The organism is Vibrio barjaei (genome assembly GCF_001639065.2).
Taxonomy (GTDB): domain Bacteria; phylum Pseudomonadota; class Gammaproteobacteria; order Enterobacterales; family Vibrionaceae; genus Vibrio; species Vibrio barjaei.
The window spans coordinates 59,724-76,301 of record NZ_LQXO02000023.1; the positions used below are offsets into that span (position 1 = coordinate 59,724).

The 16,578-nt window shown below is 44.7% G+C and carries 14 protein-coding genes and 1 pseudogene; 11 read left to right on the top strand and 4 right to left on the bottom strand.

Annotated features, from left to right (window positions below):
- Nucleotides 1–223 precede the first annotated feature (223 nt).
- Nucleotides 224–514 (top strand): hypothetical protein, encoded by a 291-nt coding sequence (locus AWH66_RS26290; RefSeq protein WP_063606860.1) that lies wholly within the window; start codon nucleotides 224–226, stop codon nucleotides 512–514.
- Nucleotides 463–804, top strand: a pseudogene (locus AWH66_RS25430) (winged helix-turn-helix domain-containing protein); the annotation flags it as partial. The gene AWH66_RS26290 and the pseudogene AWH66_RS25430, both read left to right, overlap by 52 nt.
- 157 nt (nucleotides 805–961) lie before the next feature.
- Here the strand turns inward: AWH66_RS25430 and AWH66_RS12075 are convergent.
- Complete coding sequence (locus tag AWH66_RS12075; RefSeq protein ID WP_063606861.1) at nucleotides 962–2,239, bottom strand: NAD(P)/FAD-dependent oxidoreductase; 1,278 nt, start codon at nucleotides 2,237–2,239, stop codon at nucleotides 962–964.
- 13 nt (nucleotides 2,240–2,252) lie between these two features.
- Nucleotides 2,253–3,665, bottom strand: coding sequence for a glutamine synthetase family protein (locus tag AWH66_RS12080; protein WP_083400031.1), 1,413 nt, complete (start codon nucleotides 3,663–3,665; stop codon nucleotides 2,253–2,255).
- A gap of 237 nt (nucleotides 3,666–3,902) precedes the next feature.
- On the opposite strand from AWH66_RS12080, the gene AWH66_RS12085 reads away from it, so the two are divergent.
- From AWH66_RS12085 to AWH66_RS12115, 7 genes are read left to right on the top strand one after another with little or no spacing between them, the layout of a single operon-like run.
- Nucleotides 3,903–5,234 carry a glutamine synthetase family protein gene (locus AWH66_RS12085; RefSeq protein WP_063606862.1) on the top strand — a complete coding sequence of 444 codons (1,332 nt, stop codon included), beginning with the start codon at nucleotides 3,903–3,905 and terminating at the stop codon, nucleotides 5,232–5,234.
- A 60-nt stretch (nucleotides 5,235–5,294) separates the two neighbouring features.
- On the top strand, nucleotides 5,295–6,659 hold the full coding sequence (locus tag AWH66_RS12090) for an aspartate aminotransferase family protein (RefSeq protein WP_063606863.1): 1,365 nt from the start codon (nucleotides 5,295–5,297) through the stop codon (nucleotides 6,657–6,659).
- A gap of 58 nt (nucleotides 6,660–6,717) precedes the next feature.
- Nucleotides 6,718–7,827, top strand: coding sequence for a polyamine ABC transporter substrate-binding protein (locus AWH66_RS12095; protein WP_063606864.1), 1,110 nt, complete (start codon nucleotides 6,718–6,720; stop codon nucleotides 7,825–7,827).
- A gap of 55 nt (nucleotides 7,828–7,882) precedes the next feature.
- Nucleotides 7,883–9,025, top strand: a complete 1,143-nt coding sequence (gene potG / locus AWH66_RS12100) for a putrescine ABC transporter ATP-binding subunit PotG (RefSeq protein ID WP_063606865.1) — start codon at nucleotides 7,883–7,885, stop codon at nucleotides 9,023–9,025.
- Entirely contained in the window at nucleotides 9,022–9,939 is a 918-nt protein-coding gene (gene potH / locus AWH66_RS12105; RefSeq protein ID WP_063606866.1) for a putrescine ABC transporter permease PotH, read from the top strand. Before potG ends, potH begins: the two co-directional genes overlap by 4 nt.
- On the top strand, nucleotides 9,936–10,778 hold the full coding sequence (locus AWH66_RS12110) for an ABC transporter permease subunit (protein WP_063606867.1): 843 nt from the start codon (nucleotides 9,936–9,938) through the stop codon (nucleotides 10,776–10,778). Before potH ends, AWH66_RS12110 begins: the two co-directional genes overlap by 4 nt.
- 50 nt (nucleotides 10,779–10,828) lie before the next feature.
- Nucleotides 10,829–11,371: a cupin domain-containing protein gene (locus AWH66_RS12115; RefSeq protein ID WP_006069549.1), complete on the top strand. Its 543-nt coding sequence runs from the start codon at nucleotides 10,829–10,831 to the stop codon at nucleotides 11,369–11,371.
- 61 nt (nucleotides 11,372–11,432) lie between these two features.
- Here AWH66_RS12115 and AWH66_RS12120 read toward each other — a convergent pair whose 3' ends face one another.
- Both AWH66_RS12120 and AWH66_RS12125 read right to left on the bottom strand, forming a co-directional pair.
- Complete coding sequence (locus AWH66_RS12120; protein ID WP_063606868.1) at nucleotides 11,433–12,920, bottom strand: aldehyde dehydrogenase; 1,488 nt, start codon at nucleotides 12,918–12,920, stop codon at nucleotides 11,433–11,435.
- A 17-nt stretch (nucleotides 12,921–12,937) separates the two neighbouring features.
- Entirely contained in the window at nucleotides 12,938–13,486 is a 549-nt protein-coding gene (locus tag AWH66_RS12125; protein WP_038227041.1) for a cupin domain-containing protein, read from the bottom strand.
- A 237-nt stretch (nucleotides 13,487–13,723) separates the two neighbouring features.
- Here AWH66_RS12125 and aptA point away from each other — a divergent pair, with 237 nt between their 5' ends.
- Nucleotides 13,724–15,070: an omega-aminotransferase AptA gene (gene aptA / locus AWH66_RS12130; protein ID WP_063606869.1), complete on the top strand. Its 1,347-nt coding sequence runs from the start codon at nucleotides 13,724–13,726 to the stop codon at nucleotides 15,068–15,070.
- Between the two features lie 4 nt (nucleotides 15,071–15,074).
- Nucleotides 15,075–16,571, top strand: a complete 1,497-nt coding sequence (locus tag AWH66_RS12135) for a CoA-acylating methylmalonate-semialdehyde dehydrogenase (protein ID WP_063606870.1) — start codon at nucleotides 15,075–15,077, stop codon at nucleotides 16,569–16,571.
- Nucleotides 16,572–16,578 lie beyond the last annotated feature (7 nt).

A 16,578-nucleotide genomic window follows, 5' to 3' on the forward strand; every position in this document is an offset into this window, starting at 1 on the left:
CTCAATCCATTAATCGGTATGTACCAATCAACAAAGCGGAGATTAAGAATCAAATATTACAGTTATATTAAGCAAGTACGTGTCAGTGCTATTTAACGCAAAGATTTATATAAAAAGATACTTATCTGATAATAAAACTTCACAACATTTTACTTGGTTGTTTTAGCATGTAATACTTCTATTAATAGGTAACTTGACGATGTGAATTAAAATATTACAAAGTATGGATGAATTACTTACTTTTTCAGTTTATTTGGTTTATGGACTCGCTTTCTTTGCGATCTTTTTCGCTATATTGTTCCGAGACCTGAGTCAAAGTCGTATTTCAATGGCATCGGCATTACCGACGCTTGCTGCGTTCGGTTTATTACATGGTCTGCATGAGTGGTCTGAGCTTTATCTTGTTATTTACGCTGACGACCTAGGAAGTGTCACGGGCTTAGCAACCTTCAAGGTCGCCAGGACGAGTTTCTTACGAAACCTTTTAACCTCACTACGGTTTCGACAACCTTGAAACGAATTCATACTCAGCGATCTCCTAAGTCCCCCAAGCTAGAACGGGATGACGATTTAGTGTTTAGCGCTCTGTCGAATCCTATTCGACGACAAGTGCTTAAACAATTACGACTGCACCGTAAAATGAAGTTCATGGATTTATGTCGAGTAGTGGGAGTCGAGGATCACACCAAATTCAATTTTCATTTGCGTCAATTAGTTAAAGCAGGGTTGGTGTTTAAGGGGGAAGGGAAAATTTATTCCTTGACCCAAATGGGACTACAAGTCCATTCGGGGCTATTAAAGTAATGATGGGGTTTTAATTAACATAACAATTAAATTCCTAAGAAAAGCGTTGTGCATTATCTATCAAACTATGACGTTAATATAACTCAATAGGTTGTTGGTTAATTCAATATTTAAAATTCTAAAAAAGGAGCTACTAGTAGCTCCTTTTTTATCTACCTTATAAAAGGTCTCGAACTCTAAAATAAGACATGGCCAAAACTAACGCTGGGGTTCTAAACATTCGGCCACCAGGAAAGGGCATGTGTTTGATTCTATCAAATATAGAGAATCTCTCTGCTGTGGTCGCAATACACTCCGCCATTAATGTACCCGCCATACCTGTCGCGGCGATACCATGGCCTGAAAAACCTTGCGCAAAATAGACGTTTGGTTTTAGCCGGCCAAAGTGGGGGGCTCGATTCATAGTGATGGCGACATTTCCGCCCCAAGCGTATTCGATTTTTGTGTCTTTAAGCTGTGGGAATATATCAAGCATCCGCGCGCGCATGGCTTTTTCCAAGTTAAGTGGTGCGACGCCTGAATAACTCACCCTTCCGCCAAATAGCATACGGTGGTCACCGGAACATCGGTAGTAATCGAGAACGAAGTTGATATCGCAAGCTGAGATATGATCTTGCATCAGCGCTCCTGTTACTTCCTCGCCCAATGGTTCGGTCGCACAAATATAAGTGCCAACAGGCATTACTTTATTTTCGAGTTTCGATTCCAGCCCTTCCATATAGGCATTACAAGCAAGAATGACGTGATTTGCTTTTACTTTTCCATCTTTAGTAAACAGCGTTGCCGGATCACCATGTTCAATCTTGTTTACTGCGCTATCTTCATAAAATTCTGCCCCGGCGAGTTTGGCTGCATTAACTAAACCTAGGGTATAGTTGAGCGGGTGTAAGTGGCCACTGTTACTATCAAACATTCCAGAGGTATACTTGGTACTAGCAATGCGGCTGGCGACTTCATCTTTGTCCCACATTTCTAATGATTCATACCCATAGTTTTCAGTTAAATCGTCATACCATGCTTGTAACTCTTTATCGTGACGAGGCTTCATACCCACATGAACCATGCCATCACGCCAGTCACAATCAATGTTGTATTTGTTGATGTTCGATTTCGTTAATGCCAGCGCTTCAACCGAGATGTCCCAAAGCTTTTTAGCATCGGATTTGCCGACTAGTTTCTCAAGAGTGTCTTGCTCTGATGCCCAACCGAAGATCGCTTGGCCTCCACTGCGACCAGAAGCCCCCCAGCCAACGCGGTTAGCTTCTAACACAATGACTTTAAAGCCTTTGTTAGCCAACTCCAATGCAGCGGTGGCTCCGGTGATTCCGGAGCCTATCACACAGACGTCGGCAACATGTTCTCCCATAAGTTTGGGGAAATCGAAATGCTGATTTCTTGATGCTGCATAGTAAGAGTCTGTGTGTTTGACTTTCATTTTGTATCCTTACTTATTTGTACCACTGATATTCTAATGGAGAGACTTGTGCTGAAAAGCGCGCCTGTTCATGTTTTTTATTAGCAAGATAGACTTTACAAAACTCTTCACCAAAACTGCTTTTCATAAACTGACTGTTTTCAAACTCATGGAGAGACATGTCCCATGAAATAGGAAGCATAGGCAGTTCCAGTAGGGTAGCGTCACCTTCAATTGGGGCTGGTGGCGTCAGTTTGTTTTCTATCCCATCAATTATTGATGCTAGTAACACTGCGACGGTGAGATAAGGGTTTACGTCCGCGCCAGAGAGTCGATGTTCAATTCGTTTGTCTTCGGTACCGCTCGCTGGAATTCTTACCGCTACAGTGCGATTGTCCCATCCCCACGTAGCGTGAAGTGGTACAAACATATTGGGTTGAAGTCGACGATAGGAGTTCGCATTGGGGGCAAATATTGCCATGCTATCTTCTAAATGAGCGAGAACGCCTGCAATGGCATTGAGTAGTAGTTCTTCATTTTCACCAAATACGTTGTTGCCGACTTCGTCTTGCAGGCTGATATGGACATGGCAGCCGTTACCAGCATACTCTGTGTAGGGCTTGGCCATGAAATTGGCGTAAAAGCCGTGTTTCTTTGCTACTGCTCGCACTACGCGTTTTAGCAACATAGCTTGGTCACACGCCAGAAGTACATCGCTCGTATGTTTGAGGTTGACCTCGAATTGCCCAGGTGCGTATTCGGCGGTGATATTGTCGGCAGGGATATTTTGAGCGTTGCAGGTCTCAATCACCTCATCGAGAAACGCTTTAAACTCATCGAGCTCTTCCAGTGAGTAAACTTGCGTTTGTGTCATTCTTTCACCGCTGATTGGCATCAACGGTGGTTGCGGGTTACCCGCCTCATCAGGTTCGAGGTCTTGCAAGTAGAACTCGAGCTCAACGGCAATACATGGCTTGAAGCTTTTCGTAGCTAATTTGTCTAGCTGTACTTCTAGTACGTGGCGAGGGTCGGCAAAAAACGGTTGATTGGATGTGGGTTCAAACATAGTCACAATGGCTTGAGCACTGTTTTCCTGCCATGGCGTGATAGCCAAAGAACTTGTGACCATACGACAAATTCTGTCACCATCGCCTTTTTCGAATCCTAAGCCGGTCTCTTCTACGGTTTCACCACAGATATCTAAGGCAAACACGGAAGCCGGAAGACAAATACCTTGCGCTAGCACTTTATTGAGTTGTGATACAGGAACGCGCTTACCTCTCACTACGCCGTTCATATCGAACAATATGAGATCCAATGTTGTTACGTCCGGGTGGTGTTCAATAAATCGTTCAATTGTTAGCTTATCGTGACTAACCTGTATTGGTTCTATGTTGTCAGCACTGTTTGAAAGTTGACTTGTTCCCACTGTGGTTCCTCCACTTATCTCCAACCTATCCATGTATAGCAAGCCTTTTGTTTTGAATCTTGCGCCACTGGTTGCTTTTTAACCTTAGACATAATGTTCAGTAAAAGACAACACAAATGTATATAAAATGTTAATCAGTATCTCAAAAGTTACAAAATAATTAACATATTTGTTTGACAATTGTACAGCTTGCTGCCAATCCTAAATGGAGCTTATTGATAAATTCGTTGAGCAATTTTTGAAAAAGAAGGATTTATGGAAACGATTAGGAAATGGATAGAAGAGAACCGTATTACTGAAGTTGAGTGCCTGATCCCCGATATTACAGGCAACGCGCGAGGCAAGATTATGCCTGCGAAAAAATTCCTTCGAGAAGGGGGCATGCGTCTTCCCGAAGTGGTTTTTTTCCAGACCGTTACCGGAGACTGGCCAGACGATGAGAGTATGATCGACCTGACAGAGAAGGATATGACTCTGGAGCCTGACCAAAACACCATTCGCTTTGTCCCTTGGACAAAAGAACCTACCGCTCAGGTTATCCATGATTGTTTTACCGTCGATGGCGATCCGGTAGATATTTCACCGAGAGCCGTGCTGCGTCGAGTGCTGAGCCTCTACGCCAAAGAGGGGTGGCAACCTGTCGTAGCCCCAGAACTTGAATTCTTTCTGGTACAGAGAAATCTAGATTGGGACTACCCATTAGAGCCGCCAATTGGTCGCAATGGACGCCCTGAAACAGCTCGTCAGTCTTTTAGTATTGATGCGGTGAATGAGTTCGATCCTATTTTTGAAGACATGTACGACTACTGTGAAGCACAAGAATTGGACGTCGATACCTTGGTACATGAATCTGGCGCTGCACAAATGGAGCTGAACTTTGACCACGGTGAGCCGCTCGACAGAGCTGACCAAGTGTTCTTATTTAAACGCACAGTCCGTGAAGCGGCTTTAAGACATGATGTGTATGCCACCTTTATGGCAAAACCAATGGAAGATGAGCCAGGCAGTGCGATGCATATTCACCAGAGTTTGGTGGATAAAAATGGAAAAAACCTGTTTGCCAACGATGATGGTACTAACAGTGACCTTTTCTTGAACTATATCGGCGGTATGCAGAAATACACGCCAGCGGCTATTGCGTTCTTCGCACCTAACGTGAACTCCTATCGCCGTTTAGTATTTGGTGACTCTGCACCAACGAATGTGGCTTGGGGTGAAGATAACCGTACTGTTGGACTACGTGTGCCTATCTCTGACAAAGAGTCTCGCCGTCTTGAAAACCGTTACGCTGGCGCGGATGCAAACCCGTATCTCGCCATGGCATTGACGTTGGCATGTGGCTACTTAGGTATGAAAGAGAAGCTTACACCAACGGAAAAAAGCACTGGTGATATGACCACTGAGCCATACTCACTTCCTCATAACCTAGAAGACGCTTTGGTGTTGTTAGAAAACAGTGATGAGCTAAGAGAAATTTTAGGTGACCGATTCGTATCTGCTTACGTGGCCATCAAACGTAAGGAGTACAGAACGTATTTCCAAGTCATCAGTTCTTGGGAAAGAGAGTTCTTATTATTGAACGTTTAAAACAGGCAACGCTATAGATAAAAGCAAACCCGTTAATACAGCGAGAAATGGAATTAAGTTATGTCAAAACAAACTGGGTCTAAATGGATTGAACAAGATAGTGCACACTGCTTGCACCCATTTACCAACTTTAAAGCACTCAACGATAAAGGCTCACGCGTTATTACCCGAGCGGAAGGCATTTATATTTACGACGAAGATGACAACAAAATCCTAGATGGAATGGCAGGGTTATGGTGCGTCAATATGGGCTATAACTGCCAGCCACTTATCGAGGCTGCGACGAATCAACTTCAAGAGTTGCCTTACTACAATTTGTTTTTCCAAACCACTCATCCACCAGCTGTAGAGCTTTCAACTTTGCTTGCCGAAGTAGCGCCTGAAGGCATGAACCACGTGTTCTTTACCGGTTCAGGCTCAGAGTGCAACGACACCGTGGTTAGAATGGTGCGCCATTACTGGGCAAGCTTAGATAAGCCAAATAAACAAACCATTATCAGTCGTAAGAATGCATATCACGGCAGCACGATGGCAGGGGCAAGTCTAGGTGGCATGGCATTTATGCATGCCCAAGGTGGCCTACCACTACCGAATATCGTTCATATTGATCAACCTTATCATTTTGGTGAAGGACAAGGGACCGACGCGAATGAATTTGGTCTAGAACGTGCGCAGCAGCTAGAAGCAAAAATCCTAGAACTGGGTGAAGACAATGTTGCTGCGTTTATTGCGGAACCTATTCAAGGTGCAGGTGGCGTTATTATTCCGCCGGACAGTTACTGGCCTGAAATTCAACGTATCTGCGATAAGTATGAGGTCTTACTTATTGCTGATGAAGTCATTTGTGGCTTTGGGCGCACCGGTGAGTGGTTCGCAAGCCAAACATTCAACATTAAACCTGATCTGATGTGTATGGCGAAAGGCATTACTTCCGGGTACTTACCACTTGGCGGTGTAATGGTTCGAGACCATGTTGCACAGGTGCTAACAGACGCAGATACTGAATTCGCTCATGGCTTTACTTATTCGGGTCACCCAGCGGCATGTGCAGTTGCTATCGCCAATATTAAAGAGATGCAAAAACACAATATCGTTAATCGTGTACGCGAAGATATTGCTCCGTATTTTGCTTCTCGTTGGAATGAACTTCTTGAACACCCAATGGTGGCAGAAGCTAGAACGAAAGGACTGGTCGGGGCTATAGAATTAGTGAAAGACAAGACCACCAATGAGCGTTTTGACAAAGAACTCGATGTCGGCACGAGATGTCGTGAACACTGCTTTACCGCGGGTGTCGTGTTGCGAGCTGTTGGCGACACCATGATCTGTTCACCACCGCTTATCATTACGCGTGCAGAAATTGATGAGTTTATCGACAAGGCAAAAATAGCCTTAGACAACACACTCGCCGACGTTTCGCAGTAGCCGACGAGATTTATACCCAAAGGTATTAACCAAAGAGCAAACAGGAACGGAGATCCAAATGGAGAAAACAAAAGCATGCTTCGGTATCGCGTTAGGGATGACGATAGGACTTAGCTCAATGACATCCTATGCGGCTGAGGAAAAAGTGCTCAATATCTATAACTGGTCAGACTATATCGCAGAAGACACGATTAAAAAGTTCGAAGAAGAGACTGGTATCAAGGTTGTTTACGATGTATTCGACTCAAATGAAGTCTTAGAGGCGAAGATATTATCTGGTAATACGGGCTTTGATTTAGTCGTGCCAAGTAATGACTTTTTGGGACGTCAAGCGAAAGCTGGCGCATTCCAAAAGCTGGATAAATCAAAGCTAACAAACTACAAAAATCTAGACCCTAAATTAATGGGAATTCTGGCGGACACGGTCGACCCTGATAACGCTTACTCTGTGCCATATCTATGGGGCACAACTGGCATCGGTTACAACGTTGCTAAAGTCAAAGAGGTACTGGGTGAAGACGCGCCAGTGGATAGCTGGGACTTAGTATTCAAACCAGAAAACATGGAGAAACTTTCTAAGTGTGGCGTTGGTTTCTTGAATGCTCCGACAGAGATCATGGCAGCGGCGCTGAACTATATCGGCAAAGATCCAAACAGTACGGATCCTAACGCTTATAAAAAAGATGCGCTTGCACTGCTTAAGCAAGTTCGTCCTTATGTCACTTACTTCCACTCATCACAGTACATTAATGACCTAGCTAACGGCGATGTATGTGTTGCAATTGGTTGGTCAGGCGATGTACTGCAAGCGGCAGATCGTGCAGCTGAAGCAGACAATGGCGTAGAAGTGGCGTACTCGATTCCGAAAGAGGGAGCGCTGGCTTGGTTTGATTTAATGGCGATTCCAAAAGAAGCGAAGCACCCAGAAAACGCTCACTTGTTCATCAACTATCTACTTCGTCCAGAAGTGATTGCTGAAATCAGTAACTATGTTTGGTATGCGAATCCAAACCCACCATCACGTGAGTTTATTGACGCAGAAATCTTGGAAGATCCAGGAATTTACCCAACAGAAGAAGCGCAAGCTAAGTTATATAGCTCAAAGATGTTACCGCATAAAACATCACGCGCTATGACTCGCGCTTGGACGGATTTCATTAAGAACTGATCAAACCCTAATTTGGCGACTCGCTTTGAGTCGCCAATTTTGCTTGGAGACTACCATGACAGTGATGTCACTTGATACAGAACTCAATCACCAACATGTTTCGCCAGTGCCACCAAAACCATTATTAGAAATTCGAGGGCTGACAAAGGACTTCGGCGGCCATCTTGCGGTAGATAACATCGATCTTACCATCAACCAAGGTGAGCTGTTTGCGCTATTAGGCGCATCGGGTTGCGGAAAATCGACCTTGTTACGAATGCTCGCTGGATTTGAACAGCCAAGCGCGGGACAGATTATTCTTGATGGCGAAGATCTTGCCGATATCCCTCCATACAAGCGACCAGTCAATATGATGTTTCAGTCGTACGCACTGTTTCCTCACATGACAGTAGAAAAGAACATTGCGTTTGGATTAAAGCAAGATGGTATGCCAAACCAAGAAATTGCCAGTACCGTAAAACACATGCTTGAACTCGTTCGAATGACGGATTTCGCGAAGCGCAAACCGCACCAATTATCTGGTGGTCAAAAACAGCGTGTTGCGCTCGCTAGAAGCCTAGCCAAAAAACCAAAACTACTCTTGCTCGATGAGCCAATGGGCGCTCTGGATAAAAACTTACGCGAAAAAATGCAGCTTGAGGTTGTCGACATACTAGAAAGTGTGGGTGTTACTTGTGTGATGGTCACACATGACCAAGAAGAAGCCATGACTATGGCAACACGTATCGCCATTATGAACAAAGGCCAATTTGTGCAAATTGGTTCTCCAGAAGCGATTTACGAACATCCGAACTCTAAATTTGCTGCGAAATTCATCGGCTCAGTCAATATTTTTGAGGGTGTACTAGAAACCAATCTTAGCGACAAATCAACGGTTCGAACGCCAGACCTATCGAATGTGATTACTATTAATCATGGTATTTCAGGTGCACCGGGTATCCCTTTAATGATAGCCGTTAGACCAGAAAAAATGACGTTATGCGACCATACCCATCACTCTAGTAATTCGTGCAGTGGGGTAGTGGAAGATATTGCCTATATGGGCAACCAATCCATTTACCATGTTCGTTTGGATTCTGGCAAGTTAGTCACTGCAACACTGCAAAACACGAGCCGTGTGAGAAAGGGTATGCCGACGTGGGAGCAAAGAGTCAATCTTTGCTGGGACATGGAAAGCTGTGTGGTACTGAAACTATGAAGAAACAAGCCAAACTCAATATTTGGCGTATTGTTCCCACGCCAAAGTGCTTATTGCTTGCTGTTCCCTACGGATGGTTACTGCTTTTCTTTCTATTGCCGTTTCTGATCGTATTCAAAATCAGTTTTGCTGAAGCTCAAATATCGATTCCACCTTATTCTGAGTTGCTTAGTTATGCTGAGCAGCAATTGCAGCTATTACTCAATGTCGGCAACTATCAATATCTGATAGAAGATGACTTATACGCATCGTCGTATTTACAGTCGATTCGTATCGCGCTTATCTCAACATTACTTTGCTTAGTGATTGGTTTTCCGATTGCCTGGGCTATTGTTCACTCGAAGCCGTCAACACGAAATGTACTGTTAATGCTGATCATATTGCCGTCCTGGACCAGCTTTTTGATTCGAGTTTATGCGTGGATAGGAATTCTTAAGAATAACGGTCTTCTGAACAATATGTTGATGACCCTTGGTGTTATTGAGGAACCGCTAAAGATATTGCACACAGACACTGCGGTTTATATCGGTATTATCTATACCTATTTACCCTTTATGGTTCTGCCACTTTATACCGCATTGATGCGAGTGGACTACTCCTTACTGGAAGCGGCAAGCGATCTTGGGGCGAAACCAGTAACGACACTATTCACGGTACTCGTACCATTGACACGTGCCGGTATTATCGCAGGCTCGATGTTAGTGTTTATCCCTGCTGTGGGTGAGTTTGTTATTCCTGAACTACTTGGCGGGCCTGATACAGTACTGATTGGTAAAGTCTTATGGCAAGAGTTCTTTAACAATCGAGATTGGCCAGTCGCTTCGGCGGTAGCTATCGTAATGTTGCTTATTTTGATGTTGCCTATCTTATGGTTCCATCGTTATCAAAAACGTGAACTGGAGGCGCAAGCATGAACGACATTCCGGTCTATAACAGCAAACTGAAGTGGTGCATTTTGGCGGCGGGTTTTACCTTTCTTTATCTGCCAATTTTGATTTTGATTGTTTATTCATTTAACGAAAACCGATTGGTTACCGTATGGTCTGGATTTTCGTTTAAATGGTATTTTGAGCTATTAGAAGATGATCTGCTCATGGGCGGTGTAAAGCTGAGTTTGATAATTGGCTTTTTATCCGCCAGCGCGGCTGTTGTTCTGGGCACTATCGCCGCATTTGTATTGAACCGCTTTGGGAAATTTAAAGGTGAAACTGGGTTTGCCTTTATGATCACGGCACCCTTGGTTATGCCAGAGGTTATCACAGGTCTTTCTCTACTATTGTTATTCATTGCGATGGGACAAGTGTTTGACCTGTTTAGCCAGCGAGGCATGATGACCATTTGGATTGCGCATGTAACTTTCTGTACGGCTTATGTCACGGTAGTAGTGAGTTCTCGACTTCAAGAAGTAGACCGCTCTATCGAAGAAGCTGCCATGGACTTGGGAGCGCCACCTTGGAAAGTCTTCTTACAGATTACCCTACCTTCGATTGCGCCCGCTATTTTGGCGGGGTGGTTATTGGCGTTTACCTTGTCATTAGATGACTTAGTGATTGCGAGCTTTGTATCTGGTCCGAGCGCTACAACATTACCTATGGTGGTATTCTCAAGTGTCCGTTTAGGTGTTAGCCCTAAAATCAATGCATTAGCAACACTGACCATATTAGCGGTGTCTTGTGCCACGTTTATTGCGTGGTGGTTGATGGCGAAGGCGGAAAAGCGTAGGCTGCTTGAAATGAAAATGAGTCAACAATAGTTCAGCAAGTGGTTGATGTTAAGTAATCAGTTCTAATTTGGGAGAAAGACATGGATGTAGGTAAGCAACTAAAAACAATTCGTACCATGCGAGGGATGTCACAACGTGAACTCGCTAAACGAAGTGGTGTCACCAACTCCATGATCTCTCAAATAGAACAGAACTTAGTAAACCCCTCAGTTGGCTCTTTGAAAAAGATCCTGGATGCCATACCAATCTCAATGGGTGAGTTCTTCACCCTCGACGTTGAGCCTAAAGATGACATCTTTTTTAGTGCTGAGCAGATGGCGGATTTAGGGGATGGACAGATAAAAATGTTGCTGGTAGGTGCAAAGCGAGAAGGGCGCCAATTAGCCGTCTTGAGAGAGATTTATCCGCCAGGCTCCGATACGGGTACTGACTTCATCGAGCATGATGGAGAAGAAGGTGGTGTCATTATTCGAGGAGAAATTGAGATTACGGTTGGCAGCCATACCAGAGTATTGAAGGCGGGCGATTCGTATTACTTTGAAACTCGCAAACCACATCGCTTCCGTAATAAGGGAAAGGTCGAATGTGAACTTATTAGTGCGGCAACGCCTCCTACTTTCTAAAGTCTTTGAATAAAAAATAGCGAAGCATGAGCTTCGCTATTTTTTTCAACACTAGAAAACTCTAGTCTAATTCAATCCACGTCGATTTTACTTCGGTGTATTTATGCAGAGCATGTAACGACTTATCACGCCCGTTACCACTTTGCTTGTAGCCACCAAACGGCATGGTCATGTCACCGCCATCCCAGTTGTTCACGAATACCGTTCCCGCTCTTAACGCACGAGAGCATTTAATGGCTGTTGACATGTCAGATGTCCAAATACCTGCCGCCAACCCGTATTCGCTATCGTTAGCAAGTTGGATCGCTTCATCAATCGAGTCAAAACTGGTAACACATAGAACGGGCCCAAAAATCTCTTCTTTATAGATACGCATATCGGGTGTGACATCAGTAAACAAAGCGGGTTGAATAAAGAAACCATCGGTGTGGCTCATTGCAGGCTTACCACCGTAAGCCAGTGTCGCCCCCTCTGTCTGACCAATGTCGATGTAACTTAACACACGCTCAAACTGTGCAGCATCTACAATCGCACCGACCCGTGTATCACTCTCAAGAGGATCGGCAGGCTGCCAATTTGCCATGTATTTCTTAACCAGTTCAATAAACTCATCCTTTATAGAGGAATGAACCAGAAGTCGTGAGCCTGCCGTGCATACTTCCCCTTGATTGTAACAGATAGCGGAGGCTGCTGTTGCAGCGGCCTTTTCTATATCTTTAACGTCGTGATGCACAATGTGGGGGCTTTTGCCGCCACATTCCATAAATGCACGTTTTAGGTTAGATTCACCCGCGAAAGATAACAGCTTTTTACCTACGGCGGTTGAACCAGTAAAAGTGATACAATCGACATCGTTGTGAAGCGCTAATGCTTGTCCTGCCTCATGGCCAAAACCGGGTAGCACTTGAAATACTCCGTCTGGAATACCTGCTTGTTTAGCCAAGTCAGCGAGCAAAATAGCGGTGAGAGGTGATTTCTCGGAAGGCTTCACAATGACCGAATTACCAGTTGCTAATGCGGGGCCAATCTTCCAAGCCGCCATAACAGTAGGGAAGTTCCAAGGTACGATTGCCGCGACGACACCTAGGGCTTCGTGAGTCACAAGTGCTAATGCTCCCTCTGTTACTGGGGCTACTTCATCATAGACTTTGTCTATGGCTTCGGCGTTCCATTGAATGCAGCGCGCGGTAGCAGGCGCGTCATATCCCATGGCATCTGATATCGGTTTACCCATATCGAGTGATTCGAGAAGGGCAAACTCTTCTTTATGTTCGTCAATGAGCTTAGCGTAGTTAAGTAGGATCGCTTTACGCTCTGCGGGTGGTAGACCACACCAGACTCGGCTCTCAAACGCTTGGCGAGCAGCATTTACTGCAAGCTCAACATCTTTATCTGTGCAGCGGGCTACATGCGCCAATAGGTGACCTGTAGATGGGTTGATGATTTCAAACGTATCGCCGAAGACTGAATCAACAAAGTGTCCGTTGATAAAAGCTTGGGTACGAAAACTCAACGCTTCGGCTTTATCATGCCAAGTCATAGTGTCCATATTGTTTACCTTCTTCCTTAAAAACTGGCTGGTGAGTTTGCACTGACAATGATGCAATCAATATCAGAAGTATTTCTAAATCGGTGAGTACGTGTACTGTCGAAATAATAGCTGTCGCCTTCATGTAGGACGACGACTTCACTGTCGACCGTGAGCTCTAACTCGCCTTGAACAATAACACCGCATTCTTGACCTTCGTGAGCGAGCATCTCATCTCCGGTGTCTGCACCTGGAGCGAGTGTTTCTCTCAACATGCCAATTTGCCTGTCGTCGTGATAGTGGCCAATCTGGCGATAGCTAATCTTTCCTCGGCCTATTTCTGGTTGTTGCTGTTTGCGTGAGAAAAACTGATCAGGTTTTGGCTCATCAACCGCAAAAAACTCCGCCATAGATGAAGGGATCTTGCTAAGTAGTTTGCTCAGCGAAGCGACAGACGGGCTTACAGCGTTACTTTCAATCTGAGAAATGAATCCATTAGTCACGCCGGCTCTTTTGGCTAACTCACGTTGTGACAAGCCTGCACGTTCTCTTAGTGCTTTAAACCTTGGTCCTATTTCTGTTTCCATTGGGCGAAATCTCCAACTCTTCCCTTTGTGATTAGTAAACTAAACACAATCCTAGCTCACTAAACAGAAAAAACCAGCAAATGTTTATAATTTAATTATTGAATAGGAAAATAAAACGTTCTATAGTCAATTTTGTTCATTATTTAATAACATTGCATTTACATGTTGTAGTTCGAGTGTTTAGCGGTGTTTAGTAAAAGAAACAATGCTGTTCAGCATTTTTAGTTGGAGTGCACGATGCAAGGTATAAACAAGCAAGGTACAACTGGTTCAGGAAATATGGATGCTTTTTGGATGCCGTTTACTGCTAACTCGCAGTTTAAATCAGCGCCACGCATGTTAGTTTCAGCTGAAGGGATGTACTACACGTCAGAAGATAAACGCAAGATACTCGACGGTACAGCAGGTCTATGGTGCTGTAATGCAGGACACGGGCGTCATGAAATCAGTGAAGCGGTGGCGAGTCAGATTCACAATCTAGACTTTGCGCCAACATTCCAAATGGGCCATCCATTGCCATTTGAATTTGCTGAGTCACTCTCAGAAATCGCTCCATCAGGTTTGAATCGCGTATTTTTCACTAACTCAGGTTCAGAATCTGTTGATACCGCACTAAAAATTGCGTTGGCTTATCAGAGATGCATCGGACAAGGGACTCGTACGCGTCTAATTGGTCGAGAGCGTGGTTATCACGGTGTCGGATTTGGTGGTATTTCGGTAGGTGGAATTGTTAATAACCGCAAGACATTTGGAAGTCTGTTAACTGGTGTCGACCACCTTCCACATACATTGAGCATTGAAAATAGCGGCTTTAGCAAAGGGCTACCTGATTACGATCCCGGCTGGGCGGAAAGCCTAAACAATATCGTTACTCTGCATGATGCGAGTAACATTGCTGCGGTTATTGTTGAGCCGATTGCCGGGTCTACAGGGGTAATTCTTCCTCCTAAAGGTTACTTGAAACGTCTTCGTGAGATCTGTACTCAACATGGCATCCTATTGATATTTGATGAAGTTATTACTGGATTTGGTCGCATCGGTAGTCCTTTTGCAGCGCAAGAGTTTGACGTCAAGCCTGATATTATTACTACCGCTAAAGGCTTAACTAATGGTGCTATTCCTATGGGAGCCGTTTTTGTCAGTGACGAGATTTACCAAGCGATGGTGGCTCCAGATAGTCAAGCTATCGAGTTGTTCCATGGTTACACCTATTCCGGCCATCCAGTAGCAGCAGCGGCTGGTTTAGCGACACTAGATATTTATCGCAATGAGAATCTCTATACACGAGCGGCTGAGCTCTCAGACTATTGGGAGCAAGCAGTCCATAGCTTGAAAGGGCTACCTCACGTAAAAGACCTTCGCAATTATGGTTTGATTGCTGGCATTGAGTTAGAAGGGATTGCGGGTAAACCAGGCTCTAGAGCGTTCCAAGTATTTACCAAGTGTTTTGAGAAGGGCGCACTAATTCGTGTCACTGGGGACATCATCGCACTTTCTCCGCCGCTGATTATTGAGAAGCAGCATATCGACGATTTATTTACTCTGATTGCAGACGTTTTGCAGAATATTGATTACAAGGAATAAGACTATGTCAGTTTTGGTATCTAATTTTATCAACGGCCAAATGGTAGAGAGCCACAGCGGAAGAAACGCAGACTTGTTTAACCCGGCAAATGGTGAGTTGCGAGGACAAGTCCAACTATCAAGTGCTAATGAAGCGCTAGAAGCTGTCGCTGTGGCGAAACAGGCGCAAGAAGCTTGGCAAGCAACACCACCATTGCAACGTGCTCGAGTCATGTTCAGATTCAAAGCTTTGCTTGAAGAGAACGCGGACGAGCTTGCTACGTTAATTTCTACCGAGCATGGCAAAGTACACAGCGATGCACTAGGAGAACTGACACGTGGGTTAGAAGTGGTTGAGTTTTCTTGTGGTATCCCACATCTGTTAAAAGGTGAACATTCACTCAATGTTGGACGTGAAATAGACAGCTATTCATTGATGCAACCAGTTGGTGTCTGTGTCGGTATTACACCATTTAACTTTCCTGTGATGGTACCGCTATGGATGATCCCAGTAGCGCTTGCCTGCGGAAACAGTTTTATCCTTAAACCATCTGAAAAAGATCCGAGTGCGTCTTTGAAGCTGGCGGAGTTGCTGAAACAAGCAGGTCTTCCTGATGGCGTTTTTAATGTTGTTCAAGGTGATAAAGAAGTGGTTGATGCGCTTCTTGAGTCACCAGACGTTGCAGCCGTGAGTTTCGTAGGTTCAACGCCGATCGCTGAAGCTATCTACAGCAAAGGAAGCGCAAATGGCAAACGAGTTCAAGCGCTAGGCGGAGCTAAGAACCACTTAGTTGTTATGCCTGATGCAGACCTTGAAGGGGCGACAAATGCTATTATGGGAGCTGCATATGGTGCGGCGGGAGAGCGTTGTATGGCTATTTCCGTAGCAGTTGCTGTTGGTGATGAAACTGCCGATCGATTAGTGGAACAGCTGAAACAAAAAGTGGAAGCACTGCGCGTAGGCCCAGGGCTGGGAGTGTCGCCTGAAAACGAAATGGGTCCATTGGTGAGCGAGCCTCACATGAATAAGGTAACGGAATACATTCAAAGTGGTGTTGACCAAGGCGCAACGCTTGTAGTGGACGGGCGAGGCATCAATACCTCTGCTCCAGGTTACTTTGTAGGCGGGACGTTATTTGACAATGTTACTCCAGACATGACCATTTATAACGAAGAGATTTTTGGTCCCGTTTTGTCGGTCGTACGTGCTAAAGATTATCAAGAAGCACTGCAACTTATTAATGAGCACGAATTCGGTAATGGTACTGCAATTTTCACTCGTGATGGTGATACCGCGCGCGACTTCTCAGAGAAAGTAGAAATCGGTATGGTAGGGGTTAACGTGCCAATTCCAGTGCCAATGGCATTTCATAGCTTTGGTGGTTGGAAGCGCTCAATCTTTGGACCTCTCAATGTTCATGGCAATGATGGCGTGCGCTTCTATACTCGTATGAAGACGGTTACTGCTCGCTGGCCTAAAGGGCAAAGAGAAAGTGAATTTGTAATGCCAACTATGAAGTAGGTGATAA